The organism is Herbaspirillum sp. NPDC101397 (assembly GCF_044767325.1).
GTDB lineage: Bacteria > Pseudomonadota > Gammaproteobacteria > Burkholderiales > Burkholderiaceae_D > Herbaspirillum.
Genome location: NZ_JBIWNS010000012.1, coordinates 70,483 through 87,863 on the forward strand (window position 1 = coordinate 70,483; position 17,381 = coordinate 87,863).

The 17,381-nt window shown below is 62.0% G+C and carries 16 protein-coding genes; 11 read left to right on the forward strand and 5 right to left on the reverse strand.

Annotated elements, in window-relative coordinates; all coding sequences use genetic code 11:
- Positions 1 to 44: 44 nt before the first annotated feature.
- The 4 genes from ACIROW_RS23120 (at position 45) to ACIROW_RS23135 (ending at position 5,047) form a co-directional block, all read left to right on the forward strand.
- A complete protein-coding gene (locus ACIROW_RS23120; RefSeq protein ID WP_402279323.1) occupies positions 45 to 1,052 on the forward strand; it encodes an FAD:protein FMN transferase in 1,008 nt (335 codons plus the stop codon).
- Positions 1,049 to 2,704, forward strand: a complete 1,656-nt coding sequence (locus ACIROW_RS23125) for a flavodoxin domain-containing protein (protein ID WP_402279325.1) — start codon at positions 1,049 to 1,051, stop codon at positions 2,702 to 2,704. The genes ACIROW_RS23120 and ACIROW_RS23125 overlap by 4 nt, the downstream gene beginning before the upstream one ends.
- Positions 2,705 to 2,797: 93 nt before the next feature.
- On the forward strand, positions 2,798 to 4,123 hold the full coding sequence (locus tag ACIROW_RS23130) for a hemolysin family protein (RefSeq protein ID WP_402279327.1): 1,326 nt from the start codon (positions 2,798 to 2,800) through the stop codon (positions 4,121 to 4,123).
- 168 nt (positions 4,124 to 4,291) lie between these two features.
- Positions 4,292 to 5,047: a DNA ligase gene (locus ACIROW_RS23135; RefSeq protein WP_402279388.1), complete on the forward strand. Its 756-nt coding sequence runs from the start codon at positions 4,292 to 4,294 to the stop codon at positions 5,045 to 5,047.
- Positions 5,048 to 5,073: 26 nt separating this feature from the next.
- Here the strand turns inward: ACIROW_RS23135 and ACIROW_RS23140 are convergent, their stop codons facing one another.
- From ACIROW_RS23140 to ACIROW_RS23150, 3 genes are all read right to left on the reverse strand, one after another.
- Complete coding sequence (locus tag ACIROW_RS23140) at positions 5,074 to 5,523, reverse strand: NINE protein (protein ID WP_402279329.1); 450 nt, start codon at positions 5,521 to 5,523, stop codon at positions 5,074 to 5,076.
- A gap of 129 nt (positions 5,524 to 5,652) precedes the next feature.
- Positions 5,653 to 7,326, reverse strand: a complete 1,674-nt coding sequence (locus ACIROW_RS23145; protein ID WP_402279332.1) for a 2-isopropylmalate synthase — start codon at positions 7,324 to 7,326, stop codon at positions 5,653 to 5,655.
- A gap of 31 nt (positions 7,327 to 7,357) precedes the next feature.
- The gene (locus tag ACIROW_RS23150; RefSeq protein ID WP_402279391.1) at positions 7,358 to 8,263 is read right to left on the reverse strand and encodes a DMT family transporter; all 906 of its coding nucleotides are present in this window, start codon (positions 8,261 to 8,263) and stop codon (positions 7,358 to 7,360) included.
- A gap of 128 nt (positions 8,264 to 8,391) precedes the next feature.
- On the opposite strand from ACIROW_RS23150, the gene ACIROW_RS23155 reads away from it, so the two are divergent.
- The 7 genes from ACIROW_RS23155 to ACIROW_RS23185 all read left to right on the forward strand — a co-directional run bounded on the left by ACIROW_RS23155 (position 8,392) and on the right by ACIROW_RS23185 (position 15,341).
- Positions 8,392 to 9,156, forward strand: coding sequence for an AraC family transcriptional regulator (locus tag ACIROW_RS23155; protein ID WP_402279334.1), 765 nt, complete (start codon positions 8,392 to 8,394; stop codon positions 9,154 to 9,156).
- Between the two features lie 192 nt (positions 9,157 to 9,348).
- Complete coding sequence (locus ACIROW_RS23160) at positions 9,349 to 10,698, forward strand: MFS transporter (RefSeq protein ID WP_402279393.1); 1,350 nt, start codon at positions 9,349 to 9,351, stop codon at positions 10,696 to 10,698.
- 77 nt (positions 10,699 to 10,775) lie between these two features.
- Entirely contained in the window at positions 10,776 to 11,474 is a 699-nt protein-coding gene (locus tag ACIROW_RS23165) for a DUF4197 domain-containing protein (RefSeq protein WP_402279336.1), read from the forward strand.
- 409 nt (positions 11,475 to 11,883) lie between these two features.
- The gene (locus ACIROW_RS23170; protein WP_402279339.1) at positions 11,884 to 12,609 is read left to right on the forward strand and encodes an ABC transporter permease; all 726 of its coding nucleotides are present in this window, start codon (positions 11,884 to 11,886) and stop codon (positions 12,607 to 12,609) included.
- A gap of 32 nt (positions 12,610 to 12,641) precedes the next feature.
- A complete protein-coding gene (locus tag ACIROW_RS23175) occupies positions 12,642 to 13,544 on the forward strand; it encodes a glycine betaine ABC transporter substrate-binding protein (RefSeq protein WP_402279341.1) in 903 nt (300 codons plus the stop codon).
- Between the two features lie 10 nt (positions 13,545 to 13,554).
- Positions 13,555 to 14,205 (forward strand): ABC transporter permease, encoded by a 651-nt coding sequence (locus ACIROW_RS23180; RefSeq protein ID WP_402279343.1) that lies wholly within the window; start codon positions 13,555 to 13,557, stop codon positions 14,203 to 14,205.
- Positions 14,202 to 15,341, forward strand: a complete 1,140-nt coding sequence (locus tag ACIROW_RS23185) for a betaine/proline/choline family ABC transporter ATP-binding protein (protein ID WP_402279346.1) — start codon at positions 14,202 to 14,204, stop codon at positions 15,339 to 15,341. Before ACIROW_RS23180 ends, ACIROW_RS23185 begins: the two co-directional genes overlap by 4 nt.
- Positions 15,342 to 15,390: 49 nt before the next feature.
- Here ACIROW_RS23185 and ACIROW_RS23190 read toward each other — a convergent pair whose 3' ends face one another.
- Together ACIROW_RS23190 and ACIROW_RS23195 are read right to left on the reverse strand one after the other, a co-directional pair.
- Positions 15,391 to 15,870, reverse strand: a complete 480-nt coding sequence (locus tag ACIROW_RS23190) for a GNAT family N-acetyltransferase (protein ID WP_402279348.1) — start codon at positions 15,868 to 15,870, stop codon at positions 15,391 to 15,393.
- A 41-nt stretch (positions 15,871 to 15,911) separates the two neighbouring features.
- On the reverse strand, positions 15,912 to 17,339 hold the full coding sequence (locus tag ACIROW_RS23195; protein ID WP_402279350.1) for a DEAD/DEAH box helicase: 1,428 nt from the start codon (positions 17,337 to 17,339) through the stop codon (positions 15,912 to 15,914).
- Positions 17,340 to 17,381: the final 42 nt, after the last annotated feature.

Genomic DNA, 17,381 nt, shown 5'->3' on the forward strand with positions numbered 1-17,381 from the left:
GCTGAGGCGGCTTTCTCTTTTTGGAATCGAATGTTTCAATATTCATGAATCGCGTCTTTATCCCGTTAAGCCTGTCCCAGCCCGATCCGGTTCCCGCCGATGCGCCTACTGAGAGCCTCGCTGGACAGACCATGGGCACGTCCTGGTCGGTCAAGCTGATCCGTCCGCCGCAGCTCGATTTGCCGACCATCCGTGATGGCGTCCAGCGGCAGCTTGATCTGGTGATCGCGCAGATGAGCACGTGGAGCGCGAGCTCGGACCTGAGTCGTTACAACCAGGCCGAGGCCGGTAGCTGGCACGTGCTGCCGACGCATTTCCTGCGCGTGCTGGATTGCGCGCTGCAGATCGCCGAACGCAGCGGCGGCGCTTACGATCCCAGCGTCGGGCCGCTGGTCAATTTGTGGGGGTTCGGTCCTGATGCGGCAAGGTCAACGGCGCCTGACGCGGTTTCACTGGAGCAGGCGCGCGCACGTTGCGGCTGGCGTTGCGTGCGCATCGATCGCGCGCGCAACGCCTTGTTGCAGCCTGGCGGCTTGTACCTGGATTTCTCGTCGATCGCCAAAGGCTATGCCGTCGATCTGGTGGTCGACTATTTGCGCAGCATCGGTGTGCACAGTCATCTGGTGGAAATCGGTGGCGAGTTGCGCGGCCATGGCGTCAAGGCCGACGGCCAGCCTTGGTGGGTCGGCCTGGAGCAGCCGCCTGTGCCGGCAGCCAGCGAGCCCGCCATGCAGAGCATCGTTGCGCTGCACGGCCTGGCGCTGGCGACTTCGGGCGATTACCGGCGCTATTTTGAACATGAAGGGACGCGTTATTCCCACACCATCGACCCGCGCACGGCCCGGCCGATTGCACACACTCTGGCTTCGGTGGCGGTGCTGCACGCCGATTGCATGACGGCCGACGCCTGGGCGACTGCGCTCATGGTGCTCGGTGATGAAGACGGCATGGCGCTTGCCCTTGAGGCCCACCTGGCTGCGCTGTTCGTGCGTCGCGACGGCGCCGGGTTTCGTGAGAGCATGACGCCGGCCATGCAGGCGATGCTGTCATGAACAAGCGCGCGATTTCCGATTTGTTCCCGGGACCGGGTTGGCTTGGCCTGGCTTGCGCGATTGGCGCGACGGCTTCGATCGCACAAACGCAGTTGCTTGACGGGGCTGCCGGACGTTTGTTCGCTGCGGCGCTGGTGCTGCTGTTTTATTGCGTATTCTGTCTGGTCGTCTTCATTGGACATCGTCGCAAGCAGCAAGCTTTTGCGCGCTGGGAGTCCGGCGGCGCAGGTGTAGATAAAGATATAGATGCGGACAACGTCGTGGTGGCGTTCGCCAGCCAGACCGGATTCGCGGAGCAGCTGGCGCTGCAGACCGCGCAATCGTTGCAAGCGGCAGGCATGGCGGTGCGCCTGTGCGAACTGGGGCGCCTGGATCTGGCGCAATTGCAGTCGACGCCGCGCATCCTGTTCATTGTCAGCACCACGGGCGAGGGCGATGCACCCGACAGCGCCGCCGGTTTTGCGCGCAAGGTCATGGGACAGCCGGCGCGTTTCGATGGCTTGCGCTATGGCGTGCTGGCGCTGGGAGATCGCAGCTACGGACATTACTGCGCGTTCGGCCACGCACTCGATGTCTGGCTGCATGGTCATGGCGCACAAAGCTTGTTCGACACGGTCGAAGTCGACGCCGGCGATAACGGCGCCTTGCGCCACTGGCAGCATCATCTTGGCGTATTGAGCGGCCATACCGACATGGCCGACTGGAGCGCGCCGACGTATGAGCGCTGGTTGTTGACGCAACGTCGCCTGCTCAACCCGGGCAGCATCGGCGCACCGGCTTTCCATCTCGCGCTGACGCCCGCGGACGGCAAACAACGCATGACGTGGCAAGCGGGCGATATCGCCGAGATCGGCCCGCGCAATGCGCCCGCGAAAGTCACCGCGCTGCTCATTGCATTGCAGATGGACGGATTACAGGCCGTGCGCGACGAGACGCGCCAGACCTCCCTGAACGAGTTGCTGTCACGCCGTTTACTGCCTGATGATTTGCAGGCGTTGACGGCATTGCGCGCATTGACGCCGCAGACGCTGGTCGCGCAATTGCGCCCCTTGCCGCATCGCGAATATTCCATCTCCTCATTGCCGCAGGACGGCCGGCTGGAATTACTGGTGCGCCAGACCGTACTGGCCGACGGCAGCCTCGGCCTCGGCTCCGGCTGGTTGACCGCGCATCTGGCAGAAGGCGGCGAGCTCGATCTGCGCGTGCGAGAAAACCGCAGCTTCCACTCACCGGCATCCGATGTGCCATTGATCCTGATCGGCAACGGCACCGGCCTTGCCGGTTTGCGTGCGCACATGAGGGCACGCATCGTCGGTCGCCGGAAACGCAACTGGCTGCTCTTCGGCGAACGCTCACAACAGCATGATTTTTTTTACCGCGAAGAAATCGAGCGCTGGCAGGCGCAAGGCATGCTGCACCGATTGGACCTGGCGTTCTCACGAGACCAGAGCGAACGCATCTATGTGCAGGATAAACTGCGCGACGCCGGAGACGAGTTGCGGCGCTGGGTTGACGACGGCGCGGCGATCTATGTCTGCGGCAGCCTGGAAGGCATGGCGGCGGGCGTTGCGCAGGTCCTGCGCGACACGTTGGGCGAAGAAATATTGGAAAGCATGGCCGCAAACGGCCGCTATCGCCGCGACGTCTACTGAGATCGCGACACACGCATCCGGATGTTGCGCGGGTGTACTTTTCGCCCGTGGCAGGCGAGAATGGGTGCATAGCGACTTCAAGAGATAAGAAAAATGAGTTTTTTCGCCAGTTTTTTATTGATCCTCTTGCTCGTGGTCATCAGCGCCTTTTTGTCCTGCGCCGAAATTTCCCTGGCGGCGTCGCGCAAGATCCGTCTCGAAATGCTGGCCAAGGAAGGCGACGCCAATGCCTTGCGGGTACTGGCTTTGCAGGCCCAGCCGGGCAACTTTTTCACGGTCGTGCAAATTGGTTTGAACGCGGTCGCCATCCTCGGCGGCGTGGTCGGCGAGCCGGCGTTGACGCCGCACATGGCCGACCTGGTCGGCAACTTCTACCAGGGCCCGATGCTGGAAACCATCAGCTTCTCGATTTCCTTCCTGCTGGTCACGTCGTTCTTCATCCTGTTCGCCGATCTGATGCCCAAGCGCCTGGCGATGCTGGCGCCGGAGCGCGCCGCCATCGTGCTGGTCTCCCCGATGCTGATGCTCGAGCGTTTGTTCAAGCCGCTGATCTGGTTTTTCAACGGCTTGTCGAAGATGTTCTTCACCCTGTTCGGCCTGCCGCAGGTGCGCCATGACGTGATCACGCCCAACGAAATCCACGCCATCGTCGATGCCGGCGCGCAAGCCGGTGCGCTGCTGCGCCAGGAGCACCACCTGATTGAAAACGTGTTCGAGCTGGAGAGCCGCTACGTGCCGTCGGCCATGACGCAGCGCGAGAGCATCGTGTACTTCCTGATCACCGACACCGAGGAAATGCTGCGCCAGAAAATCATCGACCATCCGCATTCGCGTTTCCTGGTCTGCGAAAACAACATCGACGACGTGCTCGGCTACATCGACAGCAAGGACGTGCTCAAGCGCCTGCTCAAGGGCGAACAGTTTTCGCTGCAGGACAAGGGATTGATCCACGTGCCGCTGTCGATCCCCGACAGCCTCAACCTGTGGGAAGTACTGGAGCGCATGAAGGCGGTCGACGAAGACCTCGCGATCGTCGTCAACGAATACGCGCTGGTGGTCGGCATCATCAGCATCACCGACGTCACCAGCGTGCTGATGGGCAATCTGCTGAACCTGTCCTCGGAAGAGCAGCAGATCGTCAAGCGCGACGAGAACTCCTGGCTCATGGACGGCCTCACGCCGCTCGCGGAAGTCATGAACGCCCTCGACATCGACGACTATCCGAATCCGATGGGATACGAAACGCTGGCCGGCTTCATCATGTACATGCTGCGCAAGATCCCGAAGAAGACCGATTTCGCACTGTTCTCCGAATACAAGTTTGAGGTGGTCGATATCGAAGGCAACCGCATCAACCAGTTGCTGGTGACACGCTACAAGGCAGAAAAAAGCGACAAGCCCGAACAAGAAAAAGTCTGATCGGACCGGCCGGGTTTCATTCACAAGGGAGGGGTTTCGTCGTCAAGGAGCCCCATGCAGCACGTTACAGCTATCGTCACATCCATCATCGGCGCGCGCTCGCGTCATCTCTGTTTTTTCCTGCTATTCCTCTGCTCCCTGCAAGCCGGCGCTGAACGCGCGCCGGTCATGCTGGCCAACGTCTATCGTCCGGGCATCGCGCTCGACGACTATTGGGTCAGCGAAAAATACGACGGCGTGCGCGCCTTGTGGGATGGTCGTCGCCTGCTCACCCGTGGCGGCGAAACGATCCACGCACCAGCCTGGTTCGTCGCCGGCTGGCCGGCCATGGCGCTGGACGGCGAGTTGTGGGCAGGGCGCGGCGGCTTCCAGCAGGCAGTCTCGACCGTGCGTCAGCAAACGCCCGACGACAAGGCCTGGAGCAAAATGCGCTTCATGGTGTTCGACATGCCGGGCAAGGTCGGGGAGTTCAACCTGCGCCTGCGCGCGACGCGCAGCACCGTCCAGCAGATGAATCTGCCCTGGGTGCAGGTGGTTGAGCAGCGCAAGGTCGCGGACCATGCCGCCTTGCAGTTGCTGCTCGATCGCACCGTTGCGCAAGGCGGCGAAGGTCTGATGCTGCATCGCGGCTCGTCGCTGTACCGCGCCGAGCGCAACGACGACTTGCTCAAATTCAAACCGTATGAAGACACCGAGGCCCGGGTGATCGGGTATCTTCCCGGCAAGGGAAAATACGTCGGCATGCTGGGCGCCTTGCAAGTGGAAACACTGGAGGGAGTGCGATTCAAGCTCGGCAGCGGCCTGAGCGACGCCCAGCGCCGTGATCCGCCGGCCATCGGCGCGCTGGTGACCTACCGCTATCGCGGCTTCAACGACAGCGGTATTCCACGCTTTGCGGTGTTCATGCGCGTGCGGGAAGAATGATCAGTTGCGGTGATCCGCTGAGGTGATCAGCTGCGCAGGCCGGACGCATGATTGCGTTCGGAAATCTGCGTATTGAGCGTCCAGAAGTCGTACAGCACGCCGATAAGGAACAGGCCGCCGGTGAACAGGTAGATGATGCCGCTGACCCATTTGCCCATGTACATGCGGTGCACGCCGAAGAAGCCGAGGAAGGTCAGCAGCAGCCACGCTACCGAATAATTGATCGCGCCGCCGCTGAAGCGCTGGTCGGCTTCCTTGTCCATGGAGGGGATCAGGAACAGGTCGATGATCCAGCCGATGCCCAACAGCCCGAGCGTGAAAAACCAGATGGTGCCGGTCAGCGGTTTGCCGTAGTAGAACCGGTGCGCGCCGGTGAAGCCGAAAATCCATAGCAGGTAGCCGATGGTCTTGCTGTGCGTATCGTGGACCGGAATCCCGGAACCGGTTTGGGCGACCGCGTTTGTATTCATGTTCATGCAGTTTCCTCTCATGGAATGGGACGGCCTGGACACCGTCGTCATTGTCTTGGGGAGCGGGAAACGGGATTAGTTCCTGAACCGGCGCCGGCCAGGGCCAGGCCCGGGCCCGGGCCGGCGTGGTTCGCGTCAGGACTGCAGACGATTGGCGGCGCAGAGGATCGCGAGGATGGAGGCCGTCACGATGTTGACATGTCGCGCTGCACCGAAACGCGTGCCGGCCACGCCCGGCGTTGCTGCCTCGACGATGGCCCATGCCTGGGCCTGTGCGCCGCTGCCGATGCTGCGCTCTTCATAACTGTCAATACGCAGGCCTTCCAGCCCCGTCAGCCGGCTGCGCAAGGCATCCACCGTGGCGGCGATAGGACCGTTTCCGCTGCCGTTCAATTGCATCACGACACCGCCGACAATCAATTCAAGCTCGATGTCCTGGGCAGCGTCCGGATTGCTCAGTCGATGGCTGAGGTAGCGTACCCGCCCGTCTTGCTGAGGCGAGCCGAGATAGGTCTTTTCAAACAATTCCCACAAGGCGGCGCTGCTGATTTCGGTTTCGTTGGCGTCCGCGTGCTTTTGCACGATGGCGCTGAACTCCACCTGCATGCGGCGCGGCATGGCGATGCCGTGATCGCGTTCCAGCAGAAAGGCGATGCCGCCTTTGCCCGACTGGCTGTTGACGCGCACGATGCTGTCGTAGGTGCGGCCGATGTCCTGTGGGTCGATCGGCAGATAGGGAACGCGCCACAAGCCGTCTGGTTTCTGCGCTGCGAAGCCCTTCCTGATCGCATCCTGGTGCGAGCCGGAGAACGCCGTGAACACCAGATCGCCGACGTAGGGATGGCGAGGATGGATGGGCAGGGCGGTGCAGTTCTCGGCCACGCGGGCAACCGCGGCGATATCGGAGAAATCCAGCTGCGGATCGATGCCGTTGGTGTACATGTTGAGCGCCAGCGTCACCACGTCGAGATTGCCGCTGCGCTCGCCGTTGCCGAACAGGCAGCCTTCGACGCGTTGCGCGCCGGCCAGCAGCGCCTGCTCCGCGCAGGCCACGCCGGTGCCGCGATCGTTGTGCGGATGCACCGACAGCACCACATGCTCGCGGCGCGGCAGGCGGCGATGCATCCACTCAATCTGGTCGGCGAAGACGTTGGGCGTGCTCACTTCGACCGTGGTCGGCAGGTTGATGATGATGGGCCGAGCTGGTCCTGCATCCCACGTCTGGATGGCGACGCTGCAGGCTTGCAGTGAGACTTCGAGTTCGGCCATGCAAAAAGTCTCGGGCGAGTATTGCAGGATCCATTCGGTTTCCGGATGTTGCGCGGTCAGTTTCTTGAGCAGGCGGACGTTGCGCTCGATCAGTTCCATTACCTGCGGTACGCTGAGGCCGAACACCACTTCGCGCCACAGGGGCGCCACGGCATTGTAGAAATGCACGATAGCGCGCGGCGCCCCTTGCAGCGATTCGACGGTGCGCACGATCTGTTCTTCGCGCAATTGCGTCATGACCATGGGCGTGACGTCGTCCGGAATATGCTTGCCGGTGATCAGCGTGCGTACGACGTCGAAATCGGTTTGCGAACCGGCAGGGAAGCCGACCTCGATTTCCTTGAAGCCAAGCCTGACCAGTTCATGGAACAAGGTCAGCTTGCGTTCGCTGTTCATCGGTTCGAACAGGGCCTGGTTGCCGTCGCGCAGATCGGTCGAGAGCCAGATCGGCGCCTTGTCGATGATGCGTGACGGCCATTGGCGATCGGGCAGATCGACGGTCGGAGGACGGGGGTATTTGGCATGGGGATGAGTAATCATGATGTCAGTCTGCGAGATGATGAACGTTGAATCAGCGATAGCCGATGCGTGCGCCGAACAGGGGCCGTTGCACGATCTGCGTCAGCAGCACGCCGGCCAGGCTGACGCCGCCGCCGATGAGATGGTAGGCGTGCATGCTTTCATTGAGCCAGAGGATAGCGAACAGCGCCGTCAGCACGGGCAGCAGGTTGATGAAAATGCTGCAGCGATTTGGGCCGAGTTTCTTGACGCCTTCGATCCACAGGAACGACAGCAGGATCGAGGAGCCGATACCGGAGTAAGCGATCAGCGGCAACGTCCGCGCGTCCAGCGCCGCGGTGCCGGCCGGCAGCAACAGGAATTGCGGCAGCATCAACACGAGCGCGGCGACCGCCTGCACGTACACCGCTTGCCAGACCGGCACGTTCATTTTCCAGCGACGCAGCAGCACGCCGTACAACGCATAAGAGAACGCTGCCAGCAGCATCAGCGCATCGCCCAGATGCACGCCTTCACGCATGGCCGCACCGAGGTCGCCGTGCCCGACCAGATACAGCAAGCCGGTGAACGACAGCAGGCCGCCCACGGCCATGCCGACCGTGACCGCTTCGCCCAGCACGATGACGCTCAGCAGCGCCGTCAGTAGCGGAATCAGCGCGGTGACGATGGCCATGTTGGTGGCGGTGGTGCTCTCGGCTGCGCGATAGGACAGGCTCTGGAACAAGGCCATCGCCAGCAGTCCGGACAACGCCAGTTGCCACCAGTGGCGGCGGATCTGGACGCGGTTGCGCCAGAGCGTGCGCAGCATGAACGGGCTCATGAGCAGCAGCACCAGCACCAGGCGATAAAAGGTGATGGCGGTAGGCGAGATGGCGGACGCGGCCATTTTTGAGACGATGACGTTGCCGGCCCACAGCACGATGGCGAGGAAAGGATAGAGATAAGAGGTCAATGGCATGGCGGTTTGGGTAGCGTTGGACAAGGAATCGCATACAGCGAGGCACTCATCTTGCTGCGGATCGTCAAGTCCGTCGCGTGCTAACATGCCTTAAGTTGTCGCAAAAGTGACATTGACGAACAGGTCGCATGGACACCTCCAACTACCACCACATGATCAACGCCAACGCTCCCGCTGCGGCGCTCGCGATCGATTATCCGCACGGCCACGTGATCGAGTTGCACCGGCACGCCTATGCGCAGCTGCTGTACGCCATCGAGGGCGTGCTGGTGGTGGAAACCGCCGAAGGGCGCTGGGTGGTGCCGCCCACGCGGGGCGTCTGGCTGCAGCCAGAGGTTGATCATCAGGTGCGCATGCGCGGCGACGTCAAGATGCGCACCGTGTTCGTCAACATGCAGGAGTTGCCGAACATGCCGCAGGAGAACTGCGTGCTCGACATACCGCCTTTGCTGCGCGAGCTGATCGTCGCCGCCGTCGGCATCGGCCCGGCGCTGGTTGCCGACGGCCGCGACTGGCACCTGCTGCGGCTGCTGGTGCACGAGCTGCGCTCGGTGCCGGTGTTGCCGCTGTACCTGCCGCTGCCGGCGGATCGCGGCCTGCGCGTGATCTGTGAAGCGCTGATGGCGCGGCCCGATGATGACGCCACGGTCGACATGCACGCGCAGCAGCTGGGCATCGCCACGCGCACTTTCCATCGCCTGTTCCTGCGCGAAACCGGCATGCGTTTCAGCCACTGGCGGCAGCAGGCGCGACTGTTGCTGGCGCTGGAAAACCTGGCGCGCGGCGACAAGATCATCGACGTCGCGCTTGATCACGGCTACACCAGCCAGAGTGCATTCGCGGCGATGTTCAAGAAACATTTCGGGATCGCGCCGAGCCGGTTTTTTCGCTGAAGCGGACGCGCCTATTTCCTCGCTGCAACGCACAACCCGCAAGTGGTGTAAACTTGGCGCACCTTAGAAGGCTGTCAGAAGCACGTATCCGGCTACAACGCCCGCCGAAACAGCCCGAACTCTTTCCTGTCGTACCGCATCATCGTGTCCCCCTCGCTTATCGTTCCGCTCATCGTCGGCTGTGCGCTGTTCATGGAAAACATGGACGTCACCGTCATCGCCACTTCCTTGCCAGCGCTCGCACGTGATCTCGGCCAGGATCCGATCACCCTGAAACTGGCGCTGACTTCCTACGTGGTCAGCCTCGGCGTGTTCATCCCGATTTCCGGCTGGGTCGCGGACAAGGTCGGCGCGCGCACGATTTTCCGCTCGGCGATGATTACCTTCATGACCGGGTCCATCCTGTGCGCCTTATCGGACTCGCTGCTGACCTTCGTCGCGGCGCGCTTCCTGCAAGGCATCGGCGGCGCCATGATGGTGCCGGTGGGACGTATCATCATCGTGCGCTCGGTGACCAAGGCCGAGCTCGTCAAGGCCATCAGCTATCTCACCTTGCCCTCGCTGATGGGGCCGGTGATCGGACCGCCGCTGGGCGGCTTCATCACGACGTATTTCCACTGGCGCTGGATTTTCCTGATCAACATCCCGATCTGCATCCTCGGCCTGTATCTGGCCGGGCGCTACATCCAGAATTTCCGTGAAGAAGATCCGGCGCCGCTGGACGTGAAGGGCTTCCTGCTGACCGCCTGCGGCGGCGGGGTGGCGATGCTGGGCTTTTCGCTGATCGGCAACCACCTGGTGCAGCAGGCGTGGCCGATCATCATGTGCGTGGTCGGCTCGGTGGCCTTGTTCTTCTACTTCCGCCACGCCATGCGCAGCGAGTATCCCTTGCTCGATCTGCGTCTGCTGAAGATCCCGACCTTGCGCGCCAGCGTGCTTGGCGGTTCGCTCTTCCGCGTCGGTCTCGGCGCGGTGCCGTTCCTGCTGCCCCTGGCCTTGCAGGAAGGCCTCGGGCTCAATCCGTTCGAGGCCGGCACGATCACCTGCGCCTCGGCCTTTGGCGCCATGTTCATGAAGGCGCTGGCGGCGATGGTGCTGCGCCGTTACGGCTTCCGCACGGTGTTGATGGTCAATGCGGTATTCGCCGGCATGGCGATCGCGTCGTACGGCATTTTCTCGTCGCACACGCCTTACTACGTGATGCTGCTGGTGGTGCTGATGGGCGGCTTCTTCCCTTCACTGCAATTCACTTGCCTCAACTCGATCGCCTATGCCGACATCAGCAACCGCGATGCCGGCCGCGCCACCAGCCTGGCCAGCGTGGTGCAGCAATTGTCGCTGGGCATGGGCGTGACTATCGCCGGCCTGGTGCTGCAGATATCGAATTACCTGCAAGGCCACGCGACCATCGTCGAGGCCGATTTCTGGCCGGCATTCCTGGTGGTGGGCTTGTTCTCGGTGGCGTCGGTGCCGGTGACGGCGCGCCTGCCGAAGAACGCCGGGCTGGAACTTACGCGCAGCCGCAGCAGTAGCGGTAAGTGAGATAAAACCGACGTGCTTCGATAGGCAGGCGGCGAGGCGCGTATTATGATGGCGCGTCTTCTTACTCCGGAGTTCCCATGCTGCCCTTCAAGAAATTCAAATACGCTCCCGTCGCTGCAGCCCTGGTGCTGACCAGCACGCTCGCGTTCGCGCTGTCGCTGTCCGACCTCAGCAACCAGGATGCCACCAGCGGCCTGAAAGCGGCGCTGGAGAAGGGCGCCAATGTCGCCGTCTCGAAGCTCGGCGTGGAGAACGGTTTCCTCAACAACGACAAGGTCAAGATCCAGTTGCCGGGTCCGCTGCAGCAAGCCATGCCGCTGCTGAAGATGACCGGCCAGGGCCAGAAGCTGGACGACCTGGTGGTGTCGATGAACCGCGCCGCCGAATCGGCCGTACCGCTGGCCAAGCCGCTGCTGATCAATGCGGTCAAGTCGATGTCGGTCACTGACGCCAAGAACATCCTGTCCGGTGGTGAGACTTCCGTGACCGATTTCTTCCGCCAGAAGACCGCCACGCCGCTCGGTGAAAAATTCCTCCCCATCGTCAAGAAGATCACCGATAAAAACGGCCTCTCCGCCAAGTACAACGGCACCATGGGTCAGGTTGCCAAAACCGGCCTGGTGTCGGGCGACCAGGCCACGGTCGAGGGCTATGTCACGCAGCGTTCGCTGGACGGCTTGTTCTACATGATCGGCGAAGAAGAGAAGGCGATCCGCGCCGATCCGATCGGCGCCGGCAGCGCGATCATCGGCAAGGTCTTTGGGGCACTCAAGTAAGCTCAGCTTTTGCTTCAAAACCCCCTGAAAACCGGCCTTTTTGGCCGGTTTTTCGTTTCTACAGATTCGCCGGTTATGACTTCTGGAATTGTCATTTCTGGACTTCATTAAGCAAGTCGGTTATACTGCCGTCTGTCCTAGCGACAACACTTGTTCAACTACTAAGTAATTCCTGATCCGTTCACGGGTCGTCTCGTTGTCCGGCACGCCGATTCATTGCCGCCGGATGCATACATCATCGATTACGCCTTCGTGCGATCGATTTCATCGCTGCCTCGGCAGCACCGGTTCGAATCCAAACGATTAGCCCTGCGAGGGCGACGAACCACTACAAATAGTCAAAGCGCTGTCGCGGTTTCGATATCGGCATTTCATTGATCTCGACCATGGCGGCCACACAGGGGGAACCATGACGCGAAGTCTTCGCAACGTCATCGGTGGCGCAGCCGCGGTCACAGCCGTTTCAGTGCTCGCCGTCGCCGGCCTGATCCAGTGGATCGGGATGGACGTCATCACGCAGTACCGCAGCGATCTGATCTACTACACCGGCAAGCATCTGCAACTGGTCGCGTGGTCGATGCTGCTGGCAATCGCCACCGGCATTACGGCCGGCATCGCGCTGAGCCGGCCGGCGCTGGCGCGCCGCGCCGAGTACTTCATCCAGGTCTTCAACATCGGCAACACCATCCCGTCGATTGCTGTGCTGGCTCTGGCGCTGGCGTTCTTCGGCATCGGCAACTGGCCGACCATCCTGGCGCTGTGGCTGGCTTCGTTGCTGCCGATCGTGCGCAACACCTTCGAAGGCCTGAAGAACGTGCCGGCGCCGCTGCGCGAAGCCGCCAAAGGCATCGGCATGAAGCCTTATCAGGTGTTGCTGCGCGTCGAGCTGCCGAACGCCTTGCCGATCATCGTCGGCGGCATCCGCACGGCGCTGGTGATCAACGTCGGCACCGCGCCGCTGTCGATGCTGATCGGCGGCGAAAGCCTGGGCGGATTGATCTTCCCGGGCATCTACCTGAACAACCACGGCCAGCTGTTGCTGGGCGCCGCCGCGACCGCTTTGCTGGCGCTGTTGCTGGACGCGATCGTCACGCTGCTGTCGCACTGGTATCTGTCGCGTCGCGGCCTCGCATGAGCCAGGTACACAACAACAACAAGGGAACAGCCATGAAATCTTCTTATCTTTTACGTGCGTTCGGCTTTGCGCTCAGCCTGCTGGCAATGTTGCCGGCCACGGGCGCCACGCTGGTCGTCGGCGGCAAGAACTTCACCGAACAACTGATCCTGTCGTCGATGACCGCGCAGTACCTGCGCGCCAAAGGCTACGACGTCGATCTCAGGAACGGCCTCGGCTCCACGCTCATGCGCAAGGCGCAGGAAAGCAAGCAGCTCGACATCGTGTGGGAATACACCGGCACATCGCTGATCGTCTACAACCACGTCGACGAAAAGCTCGACGCTGAAACCACCTATGCGCGCGTCAAGGAGCTCGACCAGAAAATCGGCCTGACCTGGCTCAACGAGTCCGGCCTCAACAACACTTACGCCTTCGCCATGCCGCAAAAGCTGGCCGACGAACAAGGCATCAACACGCTGGAAGACCTCGCGCAGCACATTACGCGGGAGCAGCAGGCCGGCGGCAAGCCGCAGCTGATGGGCGTGGATTACGAATTCGCTTCGCGCCCCGACGGCCTCGAGCCGATGCAGAAGCTCTACGGCTTCCAGCTCGATCGCAGCGAGGTCAAGCAGATGGATCCGGGACTGGTCTACACCGCCTTGCGCAACGAGCAGCTGTATGTCGGCCTGACGTATTCGTCGGACGGCCGCATCAAAGGCTTCAACCTCAAACTGCTGGAAGACAACAAGGGCTACTTCGCTGCGTACAAGGCGACACCGGTGGTGCGCGAAGAAGTGTTGCAGCAGCATCCGCAGCTGGCTGACCAGCTGAACGCCTTGTCCGCCGCCATCGACACCGAAAAAATGACCGACATGAACAAGCGCGTCGACATCGACCAGGAGCCGATCGGCAAGGTCGTCACCGAATTCCTGCAGCAGCAGGGACTGATCTGAGGAGCCGGCCATGAATCTGATCGACTACCTCGCCGGCGACTGGCACAACATTCTCAACCTGACGCTGCAGCATCTCAGGCTGGTCGGCGTCGCCGTCAGCTTGGCCATCGTCATCGGCGTGCCGCTGGGCATCCTGATCACGCGGCATCGCTGGCTGGCCACGCCCTTGCTCGGCCTCGCCACGGTGGTGTTGACCTTGCCGTCGATCGCATTGTTCGGCCTGATGATTCCGCTGTTCTCGCAATTCGGCGCCGGCATCGGGCCGTTGCCGGCGATCACGGCGGTGTTCCTGTACTCGCTGCTGCCGATCATGCGCAACACCTTCCTCGCGCTCGACAACATCGACAGCGGCATCCGCGAAGCCGGCATCGGTATCGGCATGACCTTCTGGCAGCGCCTGCGCATGGTTGATCTGCCGCTGGCGCTGCCGGTGATCCTCGGCGGCGTGCGCACGGCGGTGGTGATGAACATCGGCGTGATGGCGATTGCCGCAGTGATCGGCGCCGGCGGCCTGGGCGTGCTGATCCTGCATGCGATCAGTCAGAGCAACATGCAAAAACTGGTGGTGGGCGCCGTGCTCATCAGCGTGCTGGCGATCGTCGCCGACGTGCTGCTGCAAGGCCTGCAACGAATTCTGACTCCGAAAGGACTGCAAAAATGATTGAACTCGAACAACTCAGCAAAACCTATACGCAAAAAGACGGCACGGCCGTGAAGGCGGTCGACTCGGTCAGCCTGAAGGTGGCCGAAGGCGAGATCTGCGTCTTCCTCGGTCCGTCCGGATGCGGCAAGACCACGACGCTGAAAATGATCAATCGCCTGATCGCGCCGACATCCGGTCGCGTGCTGCTCAACGGCGAAGACACCACCGGCATCGACGAAGTCAGCCTGCGCCGCCACATCGGTTACGTGATCCAGCAGATCGGCTTGTTTCCCAACATGACGATTGAAGAAAACATCACCATCGTGCCGCGCCTGCTGGGTTGGGACAAGAAACGCTGCCGCGAGCGCGCGACCGAACTGATGGCGATGGTGGCGCTGGATCCGGCGAAATTCCTTAAACGCTATCCGCGCGAACTGTCGGGCGGCCAGCAACAGCGCATCGGCGTGATCCGCGCGCTGGCGGCCGACGCGCCGGTGCTGCTGATGGACGAGCCGTTCGGCGCGGTCGATCCGATCAACCGCGAATCGATCCAGAACGAGTTCTTCCAGATGCAACGCCAGCTCAGGAAGACCGTGATCATGGTCAGCCACGACATCGACGAAGCCATTAAGCTGGGTGACCAGGTGGCGATTTTCCGCGCCGGCAAGCTGGTGCAGTTCGATCATCCGGATACCTTGCTGGCGCGTCCCAAGGATGATTTCGTCAGCGCCTTCGTCGGCCAGGACCATACGCTCAAGCGCCTGCTGCTGGTGCGCGCGGGCGATGCCGCGACGACGCCGTCGACCGCGCGTCCGGGCTTGCCGCTGCAGGATGCGATGAGCTTGATGGATGATCAGGATGCACGCTATCTGACGATCACCGACAACGACAACCGTGCGCTCGGCTACATCAGCCGGCGCGACATCCGCAGCGCAGGCATGGTCGGCGTCAGCGGCGACAAGGTCAAGCCATTCAATCTCAACGCAACGCCGGATGAGAACCTGCGCGTGGTGCTGTCGAAGATGTACAAGCACAGCGCCAGCTGGATGCCGGTCATTGACGCAGAGGGAAAATATCTCGGGGAAGTGACACAGGATTCGATCGCCGACTACCTGAGTTCGGGCAAATCGCGCGGCCAGAAGATGGCAGCTTGAGATAAGCAATGGCAATAAAAAAGCCCCGGATCTCCGGGGCTTTTTTACGTCACAGCAAGCGGTGCATGAACACGGCTTTGCCGGAGGAGGGATCGAGTTCGTAGCCGACGAAACCGGTGGATGCGTAGAGCGAACGCGCCACGGTATTGCCTTCCAGGACTTCCAAGGTGATCTTGCAGCAACCGAGTTCGCGTGCGCAGGTCTCGACCGCTTGCATCAACTGCTTCGCAATGCCGCGTCCGCGATAAGCGGGCGCCACGGCGAAGTCGTGGATGTTGAGCAGCGGCTTGCAGGCGAAGCTGGAAAAGCCTTCGATGCAATTGGCGAAGCCGGCAGCCTGCTCGCCGTCGAACGCCAGGAACACATGCACCGCAGGACGCTTGCGCAATTCCTCGATCAGATGGGCGCGGACGAAATCGCTGATACCTTCGCCGCCTCCCATCAGGTCGGATGCATACGCATCAAGCATCTCGAGGATAGCGACGCCATGTCGCGGATTGTTGAGGTCAGCTTTGACGACGGTTATCAATTCGGATGCCTTTCTGCGAGATGCAATCGGAAACGGCTATGTTACCTGCCGCGACCGCCGGAGCGATGGGTCGATGCAGGGCGCGCAGCAGGGCCGCGGTTCTGCGCCGGACCTGCGCCCGGACCTTGCGGTTTGGCCGGACCGCCTTGACGGGGCTTGGCTGCTGCCTGGCCCTGGCCGCCGGTCTTCGGTTGCTGGGAGCGATTGCCGCCACCGCCGCCATTGGCGCTGCGACCGCCGCCGCCGCCACCTTGTGGGCGACGTCCGCCGCCGCCACCGCCGCGATGGCCTTCGCTGCGCAACTGGATCGGTTGCGGCTTGGCCTTCGGATCGGGTTCGAAGCCGGGTACGATTTCAACCGGGATTTCACGCTTGATGAAACGTTCGATGTCGTTCAGCAGGTCGCGTTCGTCGACGCAGACCAGCGACACGGCGGAGCCGGTGGCGCCGGCGCGGCCGGTGCGGCCGATGCGGTGGACGTAATCTTCGGAGACGTTCGGCAGGTCATAGTTGACTACGTGCGGCAACTGGTCGATGTCGATGCCGCGGGCAGCGATATCGGTGGCGATCAGTGCTTGCAGCTTGCCGTCCTTGAAGTCGGCCAGGGCGCGGGTGCGCGCTGCCTGGCTCTTGTTGCCGTGGATCGCCATGGCGGTGATCTCGTCGCGGGCCAGCTGTTCGACCAGCTTGTTGGCGCCGTGCTTGGTGCGCGTGAACACCAGCACCTGGTTCCACTGGTTGGTCTTGATCAGATGCGCCAGCAGCGGATGTTTCTTGTCGCGGTCGACCGGGTGGATCTTTTGACCGATCACTTCCACGGTGGAGTTGCGGCGCGCCACTTCAATCATTGCAGGCGAGTTCAGCAGGCCGTCGGCCAGTGCCTTGATCTCGTCGGAGAAGGTGGCTGAGAACAGCAGGTTCTGGCGCTTCTTCGGCAAGACCGCGAGGATCTTCTTGATGTCGCGGATGAAACCCATGTCCAGCATGCGATCGGCTTCGTCCAGGATCAGGACTTGCACGCTCTTCAGGTCGACCGTGTTTTGCTGCATGTGGTCGAGCAGGCGGCCCGGCGTGGCAACCAGGATATCGACGCCTTGCTTGAGCAGACGGATTTGCGGGTTGATGCCGACACCGCCGAAGATGCAGGCGGAAGTCAGCGGCAGATACTTGCCGTAGACGCGCACACTTTCTTCGACCTGCGCCGCGAGTTCACGCGTCGGAGTCAGGATCAGCGCGCGGATCGGCACATGGCCGTTGACCTTGACGCGTTCCACGGACGACAGGCGTTGCAGCAGCGGCAAAGTGAAGCCGGCGGTCTTGCCGGTACCGGTTTGTGCGCCGGCCAGCAGATCGCCGCCGCCGAGTACGGCAGGCACGGCTTGCATCTGGATTGGCGTGGGCGTGGTGTAGCCTTGTTCGGTTACGGCACGAACGATTTCCTCGGAAAGACCGAGAGATGAGAATGACATAGTGGGATTTTAAAAATATCGGCCTGTCGCCGCAGTGGGCGC

Coding starts and splice junctions, on each gene's coding strand:
- ACIROW_RS23120 (WP_402279323.1), top strand. CDS start 45: ATGAATCGCGTCTTTATCCCGTTAAGCCTGTCCCAGCCCGATCCGGTT.
- ACIROW_RS23125 (WP_402279325.1), top strand. CDS start 1,049: ATGAACAAGCGCGCGATTTCCGATTTGTTCCCGGGACCGGGTTGGCTT.
- ACIROW_RS23130 (WP_402279327.1), top strand. CDS start 2,798: ATGAGTTTTTTCGCCAGTTTTTTATTGATCCTCTTGCTCGTGGTCATC.
- ACIROW_RS23135 (WP_402279388.1), top strand. CDS start 4,292: ATGCTGGCCAACGTCTATCGTCCGGGCATCGCGCTCGACGACTATTGG.
- ACIROW_RS23140 (WP_402279329.1), bottom strand. CDS start 5,523: ATGAACATGAATACAAACGCGGTCGCCCAAACCGGTTCCGGGATTCCG.
- ACIROW_RS23145 (WP_402279332.1), bottom strand. CDS start 7,326: ATGATTACTCATCCCCATGCCAAATACCCCCGTCCTCCGACCGTCGAT.
- ACIROW_RS23150 (WP_402279391.1), bottom strand. CDS start 8,263: ATGCCATTGACCTCTTATCTCTATCCTTTCCTCGCCATCGTGCTGTGG.
- ACIROW_RS23155 (WP_402279334.1), top strand. CDS start 8,392: ATGGACACCTCCAACTACCACCACATGATCAACGCCAACGCTCCCGCT.
- ACIROW_RS23160 (WP_402279393.1), top strand. CDS start 9,349: ATGGAAAACATGGACGTCACCGTCATCGCCACTTCCTTGCCAGCGCTC.
- ACIROW_RS23165 (WP_402279336.1), top strand. CDS start 10,776: ATGCTGCCCTTCAAGAAATTCAAATACGCTCCCGTCGCTGCAGCCCTG.
- ACIROW_RS23170 (WP_402279339.1), top strand. CDS start 11,884: ATGACGCGAAGTCTTCGCAACGTCATCGGTGGCGCAGCCGCGGTCACA.
- ACIROW_RS23175 (WP_402279341.1), top strand. CDS start 12,642: ATGAAATCTTCTTATCTTTTACGTGCGTTCGGCTTTGCGCTCAGCCTG.
- ACIROW_RS23180 (WP_402279343.1), top strand. CDS start 13,555: ATGAATCTGATCGACTACCTCGCCGGCGACTGGCACAACATTCTCAAC.
- ACIROW_RS23185 (WP_402279346.1), top strand. CDS start 14,202: ATGATTGAACTCGAACAACTCAGCAAAACCTATACGCAAAAAGACGGC.
- ACIROW_RS23195 (WP_402279350.1), bottom strand. CDS start 17,339: ATGTCATTCTCATCTCTCGGTCTTTCCGAGGAAATCGTTCGTGCCGTA.